This window comes from Paenibacillus sp. J31R30 (assembly GCF_059692115.1).
In genome coordinates, this window is record NZ_JCAUAV010000008.1 from 137,995 (window position 1) to 155,433 (window position 17,439).

Sequence of the window (17,439 nt, forward strand, 5' to 3'; positions counted from 1 at the left end):
ATGGCTTTAGGGGATGAATTTCTTAATCGCCTGAGCGCCAACGACAGCTAATTCAATCTTGCTGAGCCCAAGACACATATCTTGTGTCAAGTCGTAAGCATCCGGAACGGAAATGGAACGCATATGCTTTAATGGTTCCTCCACACTAGTAAACCAATCACCTCGTTCTACTGGCGCTAGCGGCCGATCTGGCCACGCTGAGCGAAGAGGTGGACTATAGAACGGCGCTGCTCCTTTCTTAAGGCTGTAGCCATCGAGCCTCTCCTGATATTTAAGATCAGGAGGGGTTTTTCGTATGGGCGCGAATAGATGCGGCCAGTAATCTGAGCGTGATGCCGTATGAGGAGTTGAAGACGCAAAAGCAAGGACACCTTGCAGCATGCTTGGCACTCCGAAGAGAATCGCATACAAGGTTTTGCCGAATTCAATGCGTTCAGTGAGATTCTTGAAATTTTCAAGAATAAGACCAGCAAGACGAAGTTGAGGCAAGGGTGCATCCGTCGAAGTGGATCGAAAAGGGAATCCAACCTGATTTAACTGCAGCCAAGCCTGTGTTTTGAATAGCGGCGTGTCTAATACGGTTTGTCGATAAATAGGATTGTGCACAATACGTTCTTCAACGTAGCTCTGCTCATTGACAATTAGCCCTAGGGTAAGCAGCGCGGTATCTTGGAAATGCCAGAAATCCTGCCAGATCGGGAGCATCCAAGCGGAAATGTGCAAATAAGGGAGAAGATGAAATAAACTGACTTTCCTCCGTTTACTTTCGGCATACAGCAGCATTTGCGGATATGCATCTTGGAAGATAAGGGCATTCGCGCGTTCCAGAAAGGAAAATAAGTGATCTGTGGATTTATTGCTCATTAAGTGAGGCAGCAGTTCCCCGCGTAAATCCGTCATACACCACCCCCCATTGCGGGATACCATGTGAGCTAACAATGCCCAATGAAGCTCAGGGAAGTCGCGATAGCAAGCCCAATAAGCTTGTGTGCGTGTCACATTATTGCGATTATTCGACTTGGTTTTGGCGATGATCTGTTGAAGAATTTGTAGTTCGAGAGCGGTAGGAGAAGGAGGAATGACACCGCCTTGCTGTAAAGCTAGCTGTTGATCGAGCCCCTTTGCTATTCTTGCAATCGCTGTGGGGGAGATCTCGATTCGCATAGGCAATCCGTGAACTGGTTCCGAAGAGCTTGTTAACTTCGCGGTTTGCTGTTTAACAAGTTGAACAATTGCGCCAGGAAGTCCTCTGATTTTGTAATAAAGTCCCTTATCGTCCTCGTTATCGGGTGGAAGATTTACTCTCATCATGGCCTCCTTACTAGAGCGAAATCCTTCTTTCTATTATTTGCATGTTAGCTTAGGGGTATGTCAAATGGTTGGAATAAATGTGTTGATAGCGGAAAATGATTGATCAGCGACAGTTTTTCTATATAAATGGGGAGAAGCACCGAGTCTAATATCCAATTAAAGGTGAAATTTTTTAAGCTAAATATGTATCGAAAACTTTTTTACTATGTGATGTCAGATGGAGACAAGTCATTACTGCGCCAACGATTACGGTTACAACGTAAGAAAATGCAAAAACCATCTTACAGGCGGATGCCATGTAAGATGGTTTTCGTTATTTGTCCAAATCTTCGTTCGTTCGCTGTGCGGCAACAGATTTGGAGAGCCTTCCTGAACGGAGGAGCGCTTCGCGTAGTAGATATTCAATGTGTCCGTTAACACTTCGGAATTCGTCCTCAGCCCACTGCTCAAGAGCTTGGTGCAGCTTCGGATCTAATCGAAGCGGGAAGTTTTTCTTGGGAGCCATAACATAGCTCCGTTAGTACAACGATCCGGTATTAATGACCGGAGACGCTGAACGATCAGATACAATCGCCACGAGCAGATTGTTAATCATGGCAGCTTTACGCTCCTCGTCAAGCTGCACACCATTGGCTTCTAATTGCTCAACAGCCATTTGAACCATGCCAACGGCTCCTTCTACAATTATGGAACGTGCGGATAAAATGGCAGAGGCTTGCTGGCGCTGCAGCATCGCACTGGCAATCTCGGTGGAGTATGCCAGATGAGTCAGACGGGACTCAATCACTTCAACACCTGCGACGGAAAGACGATGTTGAAGCTCTGTACTGAGCTCAGCCGCAACCTCATCGGAATTGCCTCTTAGCGAATAGCCTTCCGTTTCGTAGCGGTCATAAGGATGTTTGCTGGCTACATGGCGAAGAGCAGTCTCACTTTGAATTTCAACGAATTTCTCATAACTATCTACATCAAACAAGGCTTTATACGTATCAACGACTTTAAACACGATCACAGCAGCAATTTCAATCGGATTCCCATCGATATCATTCACCTTTAATTTGACACTGTTAAAATTGCGAACACGCAGTGATATTTTCTTGTGTGAAGAAAAGGGAATAACGAGCCAGATACCGCTTTTGCGAATCGTCCCTAAATAGCTCCCGAAAAAAGTAATGACCGTGGCTTGATTCGGCTGAACAACAGTAAATGACGTTAGGGAGATAATGCTAACTACGATTAAAATAGCCCCAATCAGAAAGTTCTGTTGTGTGAAACTGTAAATGCCTAGCCCAAGAGCGGCGAAAAATAAGAGTAAGCCAATAAAGCCATTGAATGACCCCGCTTTAATTTCTTTCATGCATGTATTGCCTCCCTTTGCTGAAATATTACTTTGATATTTATATGATATCACTTTTTACTTTAATTGTAAAATTAAAAAAGGAGAAATACATAAAACGATACGATACTTGACACTCATTTTCACGCATGCTATAAGAGAGTAAATTCCAGAAGTGAAGAGGTGTCTCCATCCATGCGTAAAGTTTCAACGGAACAACAGTTTCAAGAGCAAATTTCACAAGATGGCGTGACGATTGCCATTTTCAAAACCACATGGTGTAAGGATTGCCACTATATTGATCCCTTTATGCCTGCAGTTGAACAAGCCTACGAAGGGCGTCTCACGTTCATCGAACTTGATCGCGATGAATTCCCGGATCTATGTGAGCAATTGAACATATTAGGTATTCCGAGCTTTATCGCTTTCCGCAGCGGCCAAGAGCTTGTTCGCTTCGTCAGCAAGCTGCGTAAAACGCGTGAAGAAATTGAGCAATTCCTTGATCGTGCGCTGGAAGTATCGAACGCGCTAGTCAAGTAGATTGGCCTATGGACACCGTCGTCGGATGAAATCCGATGGCGGTGTTTTTTTATTACATCACGCTCTAGCTCATCCCCCGATCAGCGTTAGTCCGATATAACCGAATTAAACGAGGATTACTTTCAAAAAAAGAACGGATAGTCAGACTGCCGAACTATCTAACCATTTTCCTTGTTTACGGGTTGTTTCGGACGATATAGTTCGGATTTTTAGGACTAATCACGTTTTAATGACACGGACAGTGAGATTATTTCGATAAAAGAGACTGTCGATTAACTCTATCCCTGATGCAACCATTGAAATATAGAAAAACAACCTGGAACTTCTGCAACTCCAGTTGACTTCTCGCTTCCATGACATAGAGCAGAGGCTATTTCGCAAAATTAGCGTTATGAAAACATCTTATTTGCTCGTCTGGTAGAGAGTTCGGAAGAATAGCGTTATCACATAGCGCTATTTCGGCCTAAATGGCCGGATTCGGCTCGTTTTGATCGAAATAGCGTTATTTCGTAACGCTATTTTTTTTCGTAGAACATGAATGTGGACCAAATAGCGTTATGGCAGACCCTTATTTGGAATTCGTATATGACCGCAACTATGTAAGTGGGGACAACCGCCTCTGAAATCGACCATTTGTATGAAATTTCACTAATTCATTAATCGACAGTCTCTAGAATCGGAGCCATCCATTCTGAGTAAGTCGAAGAAATCGAGTAACTCGTGCCAGATATTTTCATTTCCCGGCCCACGTACCGAATAAATGCTTCCGTACTGCACACACTATAATGTTTTTTCCATGTGTTGGGGATCTAAGCAATCAGCAAATAGCTGATTCCCTGTGGTTTCGGAGCTTTGTAACATTTGCGAATGGAAATGCCTTCATATTACAGCTATAATTGAAAGCGGAACAACAGTATTCGACAGATCCTCAGAAGATATGACATAAAGTAGGTGCAATCATGCAAAAATGGATCCAAAGATTAGCTAATTTATCCGCCATCGGCATGTTTCTTATTCTTGCTATGGGTGCCTTAGTAACCAAGGCTGACGCAGGTCGAGGCTGCGGAGATGAATGGCCGTTGTGTCATGGTAAATTCATTCCGGCGCATACCATTTCTTCTTTTATCGAGTACAGTCATCGCTTAGTTGTAGGTGTTGTAACGCTTATTCTTGTAGCAACGTTCTTCTTAGTTTTTCGTTATGTGAAACGTAAAGATGCTAAATTCTTTATCACAGCAACCGTGGTAATGACGCTCATTCAAGCAGCCATGGGTGCTTTGGCCGTAGTTTGGCCGCAATCTTCCCTTGTTTTGGCACTTCATTTCGGATTATCCTTACTTGCTTTTGCTTTTTCCTTGTTGCTTGCTCTTGTGTTTACGCCATGGGGACAATTTGTGCGGACAACGCAGATTCACACTAGCTTCAAAGTGATCGTCTGGTTTACCGCTATTTACAGCTACATCGTTGTTTATTTAGGAGCATTCGTGCGACATACCGTATCTTCAGGTGGCTGCTCGGGCTGGCCGTTATGTAATGGCGAAGTCATTCCAGAGCTCAGCGGTGCAACTGGGATTGTGTTTACCCACCGAATTGCTGCCTTGCTGCTGTTTGTCTGTATCCTATTCCTGTATCTACAAGCGCGACGCTACTATCAACCTACAGACAAGCTTTGGTTTGGGAGCAAATGGTCCCTCATTCTCGTGTCACTTCAGGTAATTAGCGGCGCTGTGGTAACCTGGTCCTTAGGGAATGAAGTCGCTTATTTATTTACAGGCATGATTCATGCCATTATTGTGGCTTGTATGTTTGGATTCTTATGCTATTTGTGTGTGCTTACCCTATATGACCGCAAAGCCTAGCAGCTGCCTGCGGCACAAGAAGGCCTTCTGACGGAAGGCCATTTCCTTTTTCATCCTCTCGAATGAATGGCAATATATCTCGCAGGTAAAGGTGGAAGTTCCAATGGTTCCAACGAATTTACGAGCGTTTCTTGAAATTTGGGGCAGCGAAAATGCTAGCCGACTGAAACAATGGCCAATGGTCATCCTTGTCGCAAGCGATATGTACGCGCAGTCTAGTGTGAATCGTCATCATATTGCTTATGAAGTTCCGATTGTGATTGATGCTCGGATGAAGCCTGGCTATCCTGATGAGCTGTTCCCACGCGAAGATATCGTAGAGCTCGTTGACCGCAGATGGAAGGAATACTTCGCGTGTTGAGCGCGGGACGATTGCGATCCCTCTATCCACATCTTGGATTTGTTCTTGTGTACCTGCTGTGGGGGATTAATTTGGCTTCTCTCAAAATTGGGGGCAGAGAATGGGACAGTCTCGTCTTCAATGGTCTACGCTTCGCGAGTATGATTCCAATCTTGTGGGTCTATACTTACTTTTATTATCGTAAACGGTCGCTTCGATTTCATATTGCGGGTCGAGATCTGCTGGTCATTTGTGGGTTAGGGATCCTCAATGCCGTAGGGATGGAAGCTCTGCTGCAGTATGCCTTGCAGTTCTCCAACACTGCGAATGGTGCCGTGCTTGGGCGAGGCTTTATGCCCGTTATTACGGTGCTCATTGCCGTCATTGCAGGCCAGGTGAGGGTGTCATGGCGAATCTTAATTGGGATCCCGCTAGCGCTTGGGAGTGTAATTCTCATTGTCTCAGGGGGAGCCGAAGGCTTTCATTTGGGCAATGAAACACTTCGAGGCGATATCCTGCTGCTGATGCGCAGCTTCATGGGTGCCATTTATCTGATTGGAATGAATCGATTAGTGAAGAAATATCCACTTCCGATCTTAATCTCATTTGAAATGACAGCGGGTGCCTTAGCCTTACTTCCGTTCGTGCTATTGCGGGCAGATGGTGCCTACTTCGCCGCCATCTCTCAGACGGGGTGGATGAGCTTAATTTATACTTCGTTGCTGGCAACAGCGGTTGGTTTCTCCTTACACAATTGGAGCTTGGCCAAGCTAGGACCTTTCAAATCATCCGCATATGGTTACTTACTCCCGGTTACAGCTGCGCTAGGAGGCTTCTTTCTCCTCGGTGAATCGATCTCGATGAGTCAGTATCTGGGTGGCGCTGGTGTATTGGCCGCGATGTATTTCGTACAGCGTGATCGAACATCTGAGGCCAAGAGATCACCCATGCCTGCGACAATGTCCAATTCATTTTCAAAAGTAACAAGGTGATCAGAGCATGATGTGAAAAGGAAGGTGATCTTATGCTGCGTGTGTTATTTAATGAGCCGAAACGTATCGACAGCGGACTCCTGCTGGAAGCAGGAAATGCGGTAAGAGCCTATATGAAACACATCGAAACAGAGCAGAGTTACCTATCCACGAAGTATTCGATCTTCCATCGTCAAGCGATTTGGAGTAAGGGCTTTATTGATGCGTTAGATGAGCTAGAACAGAGCAAATATTGCTGTGAGCGGTATGGCGAGCGTATTGTGAAAGCTTATCTGGAGGAAATGAATCCGCAAGAAACAGAGGCTTATCAACGATTTGTCTATTTCTACAAAAATGCGTTCATCCGTTTATTTTCCATTTTAGATAAGCTAGGAACCTTCATGAATGATCTCTTTGGGTTAAAAACAGAGACATTGAAATCGCGATTTTCGTATTTCACCGTGCTCCGTTATATGCATGAGAAGCATATTCATGGCTCGTTAGAGCTGCAGCTGTATACCCTCAAAATGGAGTATAAAGCGCCATTAGATCGACTGCGTAACTTACGCAACATGGAAATCCATTATATTAATGCAGAGATGCTGGATGATCTTTTGCAGAAAGAACCGATGCTTGGCGAGCGTATTCATATTGAGAATGTGAAGATGAATTTATCCGATTTGCAGCAGGGATTTGACATGGTTTGCCGAACCTTAACAATAGCATTTACTTACATTACGGCATATGTGACAAAGGGGTAGGGGACCATGCCATTAAGAGGTCGAACAGTGCTAGTTACAGGCAGTGCCAAGGGTTTGGGCAAAATGACGGCATTGACCTTAGCCAAGAAGGGCTGTCAGGTCGCTATCAATTATGTAACAAGTGAGAAGGAAGCGAATGAACTCGTTCATCAATTAACTGAAATGGGTGTTCGCAGTATCGCCGTGCAAGGTGATGTAGCCAAACGCGAGGATATCCTCCGAATGGTTGATGAAACCGTCTCAAAGCTGGGAACGATAGATATACTTGTGAACAATGCGGGGCCATTTGTACGTGAACGTCGCTTTTTCGCTGACTATAGCATGGATGAAATTGATTACTTAATGCGGGGAAATCTGCTCGGAGTGATGGAGCTTGATCATCTCGTACTGCCGATGATGAGAGCGAATCGCTGGGGACGCATTATCCATTTCGGCTTCGGCAAAGCTGCTGAAGCAAGAGGTTGGACGCATCGTGCTGCTTACGCGGCCGCGAAGGTAGGATTAGTCTCCTTTACCAAAACATTAGCCGAGGAAGAAGCCGCGCATGGCATCACGGTAAATATGATTTGTCCAGGTGATATTCGCGGGAAAAACAAAGAACGTACGATGGAAGAAGCGCGATTAGAAGTGGATGGCGAAACGCCGGTGGGAAGGCCGGGAACAGGGGAGGATGTGGCGCGCGTCATTGATTTCCTCTGCTCGCCAAACTCTGATTTTATAACAGGCAATATTATGGACATCTCCGGTGCGCTTGATCCGATCCAGCCCTTGCCGGTTCTCAAACAACGGAAGACAGAATAAGTCGCCGCACAGCCTAAACAGAAGAGGGTGCCCCACAGTCATTTTCATGACTTGTGGGACACCCTCTTACTAATTCCAATTAATAAACGTCGCGTTGGTAACGTCCTTGCTCTTGCAAGCCATTCAAATACGCTTCAGCTTCTTCGCGGCTCAACTTGCCTTCTTTTTCAATAATGTCAATCAGGGTGTTGTGAACATCCTTCGCCATGTTTTGTTTATCGCCGCATACGTAGAAGTAAGCTCCGCGTTCTAACCATGCGAACAGCTCTTGGCTATTCTCTTGCATTTTATTCTGCACATACACTTTCTGCGCCGAATCGCGGGAGAAGGCTACGTCGATTTTGGTCAGTGCTCCCGCCTGTTGATATTGCTCCAGTTCCTCCTGATACAGGTAATCTGTCGCGGAACGCTGGTCGCCAAAGAACAGCCATGCTTTGCCTGTCGCTTTGCTCACCGCACGCTCTTGAATGAAGGAACGGAATGGTGCGATACCTGTTCCAGGACCTACCATGATGATATCCTGCTCCGAAGACTCCGGCAGGTTAAAATGTTTGTTTACTTGAACAAAGACCGGAACGGTATCTCCATCGTTCAGGCGCTCTGCGCACATCACGGAACATACGCCTTTGCGCTCGCGGCCGTGCGCCATGTAGCGAACTGCGCCGATCGTAAGGTGAACTTCCCCCGGATTGGCTGCAAAGCTGCTTGCAATGGAATATAAACGTGGCGGCATTTTTCTTAGTAAAGCGACGATTTCGTGCGCAGTAGCTTTCCAAGGTCCAAATTCACTTAGTAAGTCAAGCACATCGCGGCCGTCCGTATAAGCCTTCAGCTGCTCCGCATCCGCAACAAGCTGCTTCAACGCTTCATTATCGGAAAATTCAGCTGCTTGCTGAACGATTTTCCTGGACAACAGCGTAAGCTCGAAATGCTTCAAAAGCGCTTCTTGGAGCGGGAGCGTTTCGTTCTGTTTATTAATGACAACCGCCGTGTCTGGATCCCATTTCATAGTCTCAAGGATAGAAGCAACCAACTCAGGATCGTTATCAGGAACTACGCCTAAGCAATCGCCAGGCACATAGGACAGGCCAGAGCCTTCGAGCGAAAGTTCAATATGGTGTGTTTCTTTGCTGGAGCCTTCCCCGTTTAAATTGATATTTTTCAATACTTTCGCTTGAAAAGGGTTTGTTCTGGAAAACAAGGACGGTACTTTTTCGACATCAGTAACTTGCATTTCTCTTCACTCCAGAAATTATTTTTTATTTAGAATATCACATGCCGCTCAACTTAGAAACGTTTTTTAATTGACCATATTATGAATTTTTAACTTATTCGAAAAAATTAAACAATTTGTCTTAAATAGAGGCCAAATGTTCATTCCACAAGCCTATTTGTTAGTTTAAAGCCAATATGAAAGGGGCCCCAGCAATGGAGCCCCTCATTGTTATTTTATTGTTCACTAACCATCGACACAGATTCTATCGTTAAATGACAAAGAGCTAAGCGCATAAAAACGCTTAGCTCGATATAAACAACTTCTAAACGCGGTCATTCTTCCTCGAAAGACTTCGATAAAAGTTTATCTCATGATATAGTCGTAATTAGAATACCTGTACGACTTCTGTGATGCCCTCTACCTCTTCAACCAATGCACGCTCAATACCAGCTTTCAATGTGATGGTTGAGCTTGGGCAGCTACCGCAGGCACCCATAAGTTTCAGCTTAACGATTCCGTCTTCCACATCAACTAGATCGACGTCACCGCCATCGCGTTGCAGGAAAGGACGAAGTTTATCTAAAACCTCAAGAACTTCATCGTAAATCGCTTCTTTGGTTTTTTCTGTCATTTGATTCATCTCCTTTCTTTATCTATTATAGTACAATACGCTTTAAATGAAAATGGTTTGTGGGCCTGAAACTATCAACATGGGGTGGAATTAATCAATGAGACCAATTATTGAATTTTGTGCCAGCAATATGCACACAGGCACAGATAAAGTGATGAAAGACCTAGAACAAAATCCGGAATTTGACGTCATGGAGTACGGCTGTCTCGGCAACTGCGGTCAGTGTTACATGGAGCCTTACGCGCTAGTCAACGGCGAAATCATAGCCGCAGAAAGCGCGGAGAGCCTCCACATTCGCATTTTAGAGAAAATAAAAGAGATAGAAGCCATGTACGACTTGCTTAGTGAATAAGCAAATATCGGAATCCTAACCGAAGTGGCGTTTGGATTTCCAGAGCACGCCGCTTTTCAGCATACGCGCAATTTTTCCTGTCATTAACGTACGTTTACCCATGATGCCGAAGCCGCTCTTTTTACCAAGTGAACCGAGCGTGCCTCGCAGCTTGATTTTGCCAAGACGCGGAGTATCGCCTTTCCAAATCGCTTGAATCGCTTCAGCAATTTGCTTGCCTTGCGCTTGTGCTGCTTGAGCGCTTGGCGAGAAAGGCAATGACGCACAGTCACCTACAACGAATACGTCTTCAAAGTCAGGAATTTGATGGTATTCATTTAATAGAATACGTCCCTGACGATCTTTTGGTACATTCAAAGCTTCGACAATTGGCGTAGGCTGAATCCCGGCCGTCCAAATTGTAGCATCCGTGCGAATAATTTCTTCCTGATTGTACAGATCGCCGCCGTCTAGTCGAACTAGAGTTACTTGTGGTCGCAGCTCGATATGATGCTCAATCATCCATTCACGTACGTACTGCTGAAGATTCGTTGGGAAAGCAGAAAGCAAGCTTGGTCCCCGGTCAATTAATCGGATATTCAGGTCAGGGCGACTTTCGCGAAGTTCAGAAGCCATTTCCACACCGCTTAGCCCTCCGCCAATAATGGACACTTGCCCATAAGGGGAGATGTTGTTAATTTTCTGATAAGTGGCACGAGTTTGAGCCAGCGTTTGGATGCTGGAAGAAAACTCCTGAGCGCCTGCAATGCCATGATAGCTATCCACACAACCAAGTCCAATGACTAGCCAGTCATAGGAGATTGGTTCTTTGTCATGGAAATTGATTTGTTTTTTCCCGAGATCAACGTCAGACACTTCCCCATATACAAGTTGTAGTCGCGAATCATCGGGATAGGCAACGCGAATATGCGTTTCAGCAATAGTACCGGAAGCGAGTGCGTAATATTCGGTCTTGAGGCCTTGAAATGGACTGCGATCAATCATAATAAGTTCTGTGTCGTCTGGTAGATCCTTTTCGAGCAAGTTTAAAGCTACGGTCAGACCGCCATAGCCTCCTCCAAGAATGACAAACTTTTTCATAGCCAACCAATATCCCTTCTGAACGATGATCTATTCTCTATTATCTCTCATACACTTTGATTTCATTATAAAAGGTGTCGCGTTCAACCGCGACGCGGCCAGCACCTTGAATGAGCCATACGAGCTCGTCACGTGTAAGACCTTCAGGAGAAAGCGCACCAGCTGCATGTGAAATTTTTTCTTTCACGATCGTACCATGTGCATCGGATGCACCGAACGTAAAGGATAGCTGTGTAAGTTTGGTTCCGATATTAATAAAATAAGCTTTGATATGCGGGAAGTTATCCAGCATTAAGCGGCTGATCGCAATCGTTTTGAGCTCGTCCCAAGCCGGAACGCGTCGTTTAAGACCTGCATTCTTAGATGCGGGCTGTACAGAATTTGGAATGAAGACAAGGAAACCGCCAGTTTCGTCTTGCAGCTCGCGCAGGAGCATCATATGGCGAATTCGTTCTTCCTTCGTTTCAATAGAACCGTAGAGCATCGTTGCATGTGTTTTCATGCCAAGTAAATGTGCTTGACGGTGAACATCCAGCCATTCTTCCGTGGATGCTTTTTCAACCTTCATTTTGGCGCGGTATCGTTCAGTCAGAATTTCTGCGCCGCCACCAGGAAGCGTGGAAAGTCCAGCATCCATTAACGTTTTGAGCACATCACGGTAGCTTAAACCGCTAATACGAGAGAAAAACTCGATTTCTGCAGCCGTATGAGCTTTAATCGTGACGTCCGGATAGGCCGTCTTCAATCGGCGAATGCAATCGACATAATACTCGAAAGGCAGGTGGGGGTTATGCCCTTGTGAGATATGGAACTCTTTAATTTCCGGGTTAAAATTCTCAGCAATATAATCTAACATTTGATCCGGTGTTAGGGTATAAGAACCTTCTTCACCTTCATCGCGGCGGAAATGGCAAAAAGAACAATGTTCTTCACACACATTCGTGAAATACAAGCTCATATTTTGTACAAAATACACCTTGTTCCCGTTTAATCGCGTATTCACTTTATTTGCTAATTGACCAATGGTTAGAAGATCGTCGGATTCATATAAGAATAGGCCATCTTCCATGGTTAGACGTTCACCGTTCTCAACCTTGTCAGCAATCTCAGCCATCCGTTTGACCGGGTCAGTAGTCGTAATACTCATGCTCCCATGCCTCCTATGAAAATATATTAAACCGCATAATGAAACGACGCAGCCAGAAGCTAAGACCAGGTGCGTTAGGTGGTGTGAGTTGCTCGCGTACCTGTCAACCAGTTCGGTTAAGGAATTCACACCTTGTTTTATAACGAGACAAGCTATCCATCCCTTTTATTATAAACCTCCTACAGAAGAGGGGCAACATCCGAACGTTGAAGATAAATCGACAATCTTATCCATGCCATGTTTTTTTTCAGTTAAAATGGCAAAATGTTATTCCCAATATTAACAAATTCCTGTATACTATTGCAATGTGATTACGTAAGGGCTAAAGGTGATAATAATCGTGCTACCATTATTCGTGACCGAACCGCAGGAACGACTTCATATCAAAATAGAACAGCTTCGAGGTAAAATGGTTAGTTTGGGAACCTCCTATGGTTTCCTACATCCTGACGTGCAGAAGTGCAGTCGAGATCTAGACCAGCTACTATTGCAGTATTATGCCATAAGACGTCCTAAACAGTGAACAGCTGCCCTTGAGCATCGAATGGATTAGGAGTATACTTAAAGCAAGCACTATGTATACCAATGCCAGGTTTCCTTCATATGTAGGGAAAAACCAAGGAGGGATTTCCATTATGATTAACATAAGTGAATCAGCAAGTGATAAGATTAAAGAGCTTTTGGCTTCTGAAGAATCAACTAAGCTATTCTTGCGCTTAGGCGTGAAAGCTGGTGGCTGTAGCGGCTTTTCTTATGGAATGGGCTTTGACGATGATCAAAAGTCTGACGATAAAGAATTTACCATTCACGGCTTGAAGGTCGTTGTAGACGAGGAAAGCGCGAAGTATTTATACGGCGTCCAAATCGACTTTGAAGACAAAGGCATGGGTGGCGGTTTCACGATTAACAACCCGAATGCAGTAGCATCTTGTGGATGTGGATCTTCCTTCAAACCAGCGGATTATGAAGGAACACCAGAACCTTGCGACGATAAGGTTGAAGCATAATAACGGATAACGAACCTTCCAAGCTTGTGTAGATGTTCATACACAAGAATGGGAGGTTTTCTTTTTGATTAAAATAAAAAAAGCCTTCATCTATTTTTTAGGTGAAGGCTTTTCGGTCATTTTAATAGATATAGTTAAAATTAGGTAGTAACTGTTGTGTTAGAAGTTGGTACAAAGTTTACTACTTCTAAAACGATCGGCGTTCCAGTTAGGATAGATTCTGTACCTGCAGGTACAGTGATCGCAAGACTTCCAACGCCTGTAGCACCAGGAGTATAGGCAGATATAGTCTGCATTTGTAACACGCCGTTAATGTAAACATTATACATACTATTACTTGCTGCTAATGGAGGGAGGGTAGTAGCAGCTGCGCCGGCATCGGTGAAAAAATCAGCCGTATCAATATCTAATGTTGCACCGGGCGCCGTTGGAGCAGTTGTTACATAGAAAAATTTTTGTGGAGTTGGAACCGTACTTATTGTGCTTGTTGCTGTAACTAGTAACTTCATAAGTTGAAGTGCCATATTCATAAACCTCCTTTTATACTGATGTATACTTCCATATCAATATATTCGAGAGAATAGGAAGAGGCAGGGTGAAACTTCCGGTTTATATAACTATTTAAATACTAATTTCGTGGTAAATCCAACAGATTCAATAATAATAGGAGTTCCTTCCGAAATATGTTGTCCTGTTGCAGCAAGCGTTAATGCTTGAGGATTCACCTGATACATCTCGCCTTCTTGCAATACAGCATTGACAAAAAGATTGAAATAACCTTCTTTACCGAAATCGGAAAATTCTTCGATGGTTTCGCCGCTATCATCGACAAACTGATTGGAAAAAATAACGGTTTCGTCTGTTAATTGGATAGTTTCGGTGGTAACAAAAAAGTATCTTTTTACACTAGGTCTAATGCTAATTGAGGGTTGTGTGGGAAAATCGTAGGAAGATTTTATTTTTATTCGTTTTACCAAATAGCAGGTCTTTAAGGCTTTATTTTTTTTTCTGCGGGTTCTTCTCTTAGGACACACATTTTTTGTGTGTTTAGCACGTGTGCGGCTAGGTTTCCTAATTTTCTCGCAGTATATTTTTATAATTATTTGGGGCATATAGGTCACCTCCCCTAACCACGATTACATTGGATTAGTATATGCTTCTAATTTAGTTGAAGAAATGGACAAACACCCGAGACTTGTACAATTATTAATTCGTCTGAATATCCACTGTATCACCCTCTACTAGCCGTCTCTTACTACCAATTTATGGAATACTATAAGTTATACAGCTAGTACGTGTAGTTGCTAGAGGGGGAGGGCGTTATATGGCTTCTAGGAAGGATTTCATCGAACTCATTGCACCGATTGCTGTGAAGCTTCGATTGGAAGGCTCACCGATTTTCCCATCGGTCCGAATTGCCCAAGCGTTGCTGGAGACTGGTGGTCAATTGAATGTGTGGAACAATATAGTGGGGTACAAAGTAGGAAGTGGCGTGCTGACGCCTTACTGGCAGGGAGATCGTGTGTCAGCAAGAACTTGGGAATTCATCAAGGGTGAGCAGGTAACTAATGTCATTGGGGATTTTCGTGCCTATGCCTCCATCGAGGATGGATTTCGTGATCAAGATCTGCTATTCCAAATAACTCGTTATACGACAGTACGGTCAGCGAGTAGTCCACAGGCTCAGACAGCAGCTTTACAGAACAGTGGATACGCAACTGACCCTGCCTATGCGAGTAAATTAAATGCGATTATAGCAACAGAAGGGTTAACTTTCTTTGATGGGGAGGTCATACGGATGCTAGAGAAACTACAGGAACAAATCGCAGAGTTAACGAAAAAAGTTCAATCGCTCGAGGAGCAGTCGGCACTTACCGTCATACCGGCTTGGGCCAAACCAGGCATTGATGCGGCGGTAAAGGCGGGACTCATCGACACCCCTGAGAGAGGGAGTTATGATTTCTATCGACTATTGACTGTTTTACATCGGAAAGGGATTATTTAATTGTGGTGAAGTAGTGGGGACTGAAGAGGAGTAGGCCGAGAGTGGTATGGATTACTTAGTACACGATTCGGCCTTTAATTCTTACGTTTTCACCATATTTGGCTTGCATAAGCTTCGTTTGCTCTTGCATGTAAGCATAAATCTCTTTCAAACGGTTCTTACGTGGTTTAATAGTTTCTTTGACTACGCCATTTAAAACGATATCGTATACGATCATACTAGTCAGCTCTCCTTTAGGATTGTCTTTCTAGTCTTATTGTAGACGATGATTATTAAGTGACGATTAAAATTTCTTTTCGATTTTGTGAAAAAGATGAAGGTTATGTTAAGAGAACGTGAAAAATGCCTAAAAAAGCGATCAATTTTTTTTATCAGCATTTGGGAAGTTTTGGATGTGTATAAGGTTATGCACATTATCCCCCTATACAAACCCTGCCTTTATGGTACATATTAACAATTTACCCACAGGATATGCACAGTTAACTGTGGATAACGGAACGCTTGTTCTATTAAAAACCCCATGATACTATATGTTTAAATTATAGAATATGGGTGATTTCAGTGAGACAAATTAGCGATGAGACGTTGATCGACTCTTATTACAAAGCACTAGATTTAAGATTAGAATCCGATTTTCTTGAACTTTTGCTCGCAGAAATTCAGCGACGTAAGTTAAAGCTATCTGTGCTAGTTAAGGACGAGACACCACTTAATTAAAGCTCACCAGCAGGTATTTGCAGGGTATAGCTGGAATGGCAATCGGGACAATTCAAGAGATGAAGGCACTGATCCTGGTGATCGCCGCCATCCTCGTTTGTCGAAGACATGTCGTTCATCTCGTAAGGCGAATAGGGACCGAGCAAGTCACTCAGCTTACCATGGTCACACATACGCTGCGAGCATACAGGACAGTTGGTTTGCAATTCTTGCAGGCCATTACAAACTGGACATATAGAAGACAAAGGGGTATTCCTCCTAATCCGTAGATTAGGTATAGAATACCCCATTTCGTTTCTGAAGATTACAATTTCAAGTTCGAGCTGTGTCCAGGTGAAAGCTTCGCACTAGGATCAATGTAAACTTTCGCATTATTAATTGCAGTAGGTGCTTCACCGAAGCCAACAGCAATCAATTTCAATTTGCCTGGGTAGGTTGTAATATCACCAGCAGCGAAGATACCTGGGACATTTGTCTCCATACGGGAATCAACTACGATTGAGCCGCTTTCGATGTCAAGGCCCCATTCCGAGATCGGTCCAAGAGAGGATACGAAGCCGAAGTTAATAATTACGGCATCGACATCATGGATGCTTTCTTCGCCTGTTTTAATATTTTTGAGCGTAATTTGCTTAATACGGTCTGTTCCGTGAAGCTTCGTAATTTCAGTTGGTGTAACAACGTTAACCTTGGAGTTCATTAGATTTACTACACTGTGCTCATGAGCACGGAATTTATCTCTACGGTGGATCAAGGTTACTTTCTCAGCAATCGGCTCAAGCATCAATGCCCAGTCAACTGCAGAATCACCGCCGCCGCTAATCACCACTTTTTGTCCAGCAAAAGCATTCAAGTCACTTACAAAGTAATGAAGGTTTTTCTTCTCGAATCGAGCAGCTTCCGGTAATTCAATACGACGCGGCTCAAATGCCCCAACGCCAGCTGTAATAATGACGGCATGGCTCAAATGAACACCTTTGTCTGTCGAGATTTCGAAAAGACGTTCTTCTTTCTTCACAACCTGATGTACCTTTTCTTCCAAGCAAATGCTGATAGGGAAATGTTTCATCTGTGAAGACAAATTATTTACTAGCTCTTGCGCAGTTACTTTTGGAAAGCCAGCGACGTCATAAATATATTTTTCGGGATATAACGCTGCAAGTTGGCCGCCTAGCTGCGGCATGCTTTCAATAATTTTCACAGAAGCTTGACGCATTCCCGCATAGAAGGAAGCGAACATGCCAGCGGGACCACCGCCGATTACAATAATATCAATGATGTCTTGATTTATTTCGCTCACGCTCATAATAGAACCTCCGATTTGGTCCGGATATGTGTAAGTATTCTGAATAAATCGATAATCAT

Annotated in this window: 23 protein-coding genes; 11 read left to right on the forward strand and 12 right to left on the reverse strand. The window is 44.0% G+C overall.

Annotated elements, in window-relative coordinates:
- Positions 1-6 precede the first annotated feature (6 nt).
- The 3 genes from AC58QO_RS23765 to AC58QO_RS23775 all read right to left on the reverse strand — a co-directional run bounded on the left by AC58QO_RS23765 (position 7) and on the right by AC58QO_RS23775 (position 2,668).
- Positions 7-1,311: a DUF2515 family protein gene (locus tag AC58QO_RS23765; RefSeq protein ID WP_497269867.1), complete on the reverse strand. Its 1,305-nt coding sequence runs from the start codon at positions 1,309-1,311 to the stop codon at positions 7-9.
- Positions 1,312-1,624: 313 nt separating this feature from the next.
- A complete protein-coding gene (locus tag AC58QO_RS23770) occupies positions 1,625-1,816 on the reverse strand; it encodes a type II toxin-antitoxin system antitoxin (protein ID WP_497269869.1) in 192 nt (63 codons plus the stop codon).
- 12 nt (positions 1,817-1,828) lie between these two features.
- Entirely contained in the window at positions 1,829-2,668 is an 840-nt protein-coding gene (locus AC58QO_RS23775) for an SPFH domain-containing protein (RefSeq protein WP_497269871.1), read from the reverse strand.
- Between the two features lie 162 nt (positions 2,669-2,830).
- Between AC58QO_RS23775 and AC58QO_RS23780 the strand changes: the two genes are divergently transcribed.
- The 6 genes from AC58QO_RS23780 (at position 2,831) to AC58QO_RS23805 (ending at position 7,919) form a co-directional block, all read left to right on the forward strand.
- The gene (locus AC58QO_RS23780; RefSeq protein ID WP_497269873.1) at positions 2,831-3,187 is read left to right on the forward strand and encodes a thioredoxin family protein; all 357 of its coding nucleotides are present in this window, start codon (positions 2,831-2,833) and stop codon (positions 3,185-3,187) included.
- Between the two features lie 959 nt (positions 3,188-4,146).
- On the forward strand, positions 4,147-5,046 hold the full coding sequence (locus tag AC58QO_RS23785) for a COX15/CtaA family protein (RefSeq protein WP_497269875.1): 900 nt from the start codon (positions 4,147-4,149) through the stop codon (positions 5,044-5,046).
- A gap of 103 nt (positions 5,047-5,149) precedes the next feature.
- The gene (locus AC58QO_RS23790; RefSeq protein WP_497270040.1) at positions 5,150-5,407 is read left to right on the forward strand and encodes a hypothetical protein; all 258 of its coding nucleotides are present in this window, start codon (positions 5,150-5,152) and stop codon (positions 5,405-5,407) included.
- Positions 5,401-6,378, forward strand: coding sequence for a DMT family transporter (locus AC58QO_RS23795; RefSeq protein ID WP_497269877.1), 978 nt, complete (start codon positions 5,401-5,403; stop codon positions 6,376-6,378). Before AC58QO_RS23790 ends, AC58QO_RS23795 begins: the two co-directional genes overlap by 7 nt.
- A gap of 32 nt (positions 6,379-6,410) precedes the next feature.
- Positions 6,411-7,118, forward strand: a complete 708-nt coding sequence (locus AC58QO_RS23800; protein ID WP_497269879.1) for a Cthe_2314 family HEPN domain-containing protein — start codon at positions 6,411-6,413, stop codon at positions 7,116-7,118.
- A 6-nt stretch (positions 7,119-7,124) separates the two neighbouring features.
- The gene (locus AC58QO_RS23805) at positions 7,125-7,919 is read left to right on the forward strand and encodes an SDR family oxidoreductase (RefSeq protein WP_497269881.1); all 795 of its coding nucleotides are present in this window, start codon (positions 7,125-7,127) and stop codon (positions 7,917-7,919) included.
- A 79-nt stretch (positions 7,920-7,998) separates the two neighbouring features.
- Here AC58QO_RS23805 and AC58QO_RS23810 read toward each other — a convergent pair whose 3' ends face one another.
- Positions 7,999-9,153, reverse strand: a complete 1,155-nt coding sequence (locus AC58QO_RS23810; protein ID WP_497269883.1) for a sulfite reductase subunit alpha — start codon at positions 9,151-9,153, stop codon at positions 7,999-8,001.
- A gap of 367 nt (positions 9,154-9,520) precedes the next feature.
- On the reverse strand, positions 9,521-9,766 hold the full coding sequence (locus AC58QO_RS23815) for a NifU family protein (RefSeq protein ID WP_028558591.1): 246 nt from the start codon (positions 9,764-9,766) through the stop codon (positions 9,521-9,523).
- Between the two features lie 97 nt (positions 9,767-9,863).
- Between AC58QO_RS23815 and AC58QO_RS23820 the strand changes: the two genes are divergently transcribed.
- On the forward strand, positions 9,864-10,118 hold the full coding sequence (locus AC58QO_RS23820) for a YuzB family protein (RefSeq protein WP_497244355.1): 255 nt from the start codon (positions 9,864-9,866) through the stop codon (positions 10,116-10,118).
- 15 nt (positions 10,119-10,133) lie between these two features.
- Here the strand turns inward: AC58QO_RS23820 and AC58QO_RS23825 are convergent, their stop codons facing one another.
- A complete protein-coding gene (locus AC58QO_RS23825) occupies positions 10,134-11,198 on the reverse strand; it encodes an NAD(P)/FAD-dependent oxidoreductase (RefSeq protein ID WP_497270024.1) in 1,065 nt (354 codons plus the stop codon).
- Between the two features lie 40 nt (positions 11,199-11,238).
- Complete coding sequence (mqnE, locus tag AC58QO_RS23830) at positions 11,239-12,345, reverse strand: aminofutalosine synthase MqnE (RefSeq protein ID WP_497269885.1); 1,107 nt, start codon at positions 12,343-12,345, stop codon at positions 11,239-11,241.
- A 355-nt stretch (positions 12,346-12,700) separates the two neighbouring features.
- Between mqnE and AC58QO_RS23835 the strand changes: the two genes are divergently transcribed.
- Complete coding sequence (locus AC58QO_RS23835) at positions 12,701-12,868, forward strand: Spo0E family sporulation regulatory protein-aspartic acid phosphatase (protein ID WP_497270026.1); 168 nt, start codon at positions 12,701-12,703, stop codon at positions 12,866-12,868.
- 112 nt (positions 12,869-12,980) lie between these two features.
- The gene (locus AC58QO_RS23840; RefSeq protein WP_497269887.1) at positions 12,981-13,352 is read left to right on the forward strand and encodes a HesB/IscA family protein; all 372 of its coding nucleotides are present in this window, start codon (positions 12,981-12,983) and stop codon (positions 13,350-13,352) included.
- 140 nt (positions 13,353-13,492) lie between these two features.
- Here the strand turns inward: AC58QO_RS23840 and AC58QO_RS23845 are convergent, their stop codons facing one another.
- Positions 13,493-13,876 carry a DUF4183 domain-containing protein gene (locus tag AC58QO_RS23845; protein WP_497269889.1) on the reverse strand — a complete coding sequence of 128 codons (384 nt, stop codon included), beginning with the start codon at positions 13,874-13,876 and terminating at the stop codon, positions 13,493-13,495.
- Between the two features lie 93 nt (positions 13,877-13,969).
- A complete protein-coding gene (locus tag AC58QO_RS23850) occupies positions 13,970-14,464 on the reverse strand; it encodes a DUF4183 domain-containing protein (protein ID WP_497269891.1) in 495 nt (164 codons plus the stop codon).
- Positions 14,465-14,676: 212 nt separating this feature from the next.
- Between AC58QO_RS23850 and AC58QO_RS23855 the strand changes: the two genes are divergently transcribed.
- Positions 14,677-15,357 (forward strand): glycoside hydrolase family 73 protein, encoded by a 681-nt coding sequence (locus AC58QO_RS23855; protein ID WP_497269893.1) that lies wholly within the window; start codon positions 14,677-14,679, stop codon positions 15,355-15,357.
- 55 nt (positions 15,358-15,412) lie between these two features.
- Here AC58QO_RS23855 and AC58QO_RS23860 read toward each other — a convergent pair whose 3' ends face one another.
- Positions 15,413-15,574 carry a mechanosensitive ion channel protein MscL gene (locus AC58QO_RS23860; protein WP_497269895.1) on the reverse strand — a complete coding sequence of 54 codons (162 nt, stop codon included), beginning with the start codon at positions 15,572-15,574 and terminating at the stop codon, positions 15,413-15,415.
- 344 nt (positions 15,575-15,918) lie between these two features.
- Here AC58QO_RS23860 and sda point away from each other — a divergent pair, with 344 nt between their 5' ends.
- Positions 15,919-16,074, forward strand: a complete 156-nt coding sequence (sda, locus tag AC58QO_RS23865; RefSeq protein ID WP_310502381.1) for a sporulation histidine kinase inhibitor Sda — start codon at positions 15,919-15,921, stop codon at positions 16,072-16,074.
- On the opposite strand, the gene AC58QO_RS23870 is transcribed toward sda, so the two are convergent.
- Both AC58QO_RS23870 and AC58QO_RS23875 read right to left on the reverse strand, forming a co-directional pair.
- Entirely contained in the window at positions 16,071-16,319 is a 249-nt protein-coding gene (locus AC58QO_RS23870; protein ID WP_497269897.1) for a hypothetical protein, read from the reverse strand. The genes sda and AC58QO_RS23870 overlap by 4 nt on opposite strands.
- Positions 16,320-16,378: 59 nt before the next feature.
- Positions 16,379-17,380 (reverse strand): NAD(P)/FAD-dependent oxidoreductase, encoded by a 1,002-nt coding sequence (locus AC58QO_RS23875; RefSeq protein WP_497269899.1) that lies wholly within the window; start codon positions 17,378-17,380, stop codon positions 16,379-16,381.
- Between the last annotated feature and the right edge of the window lie 59 nt (positions 17,381-17,439).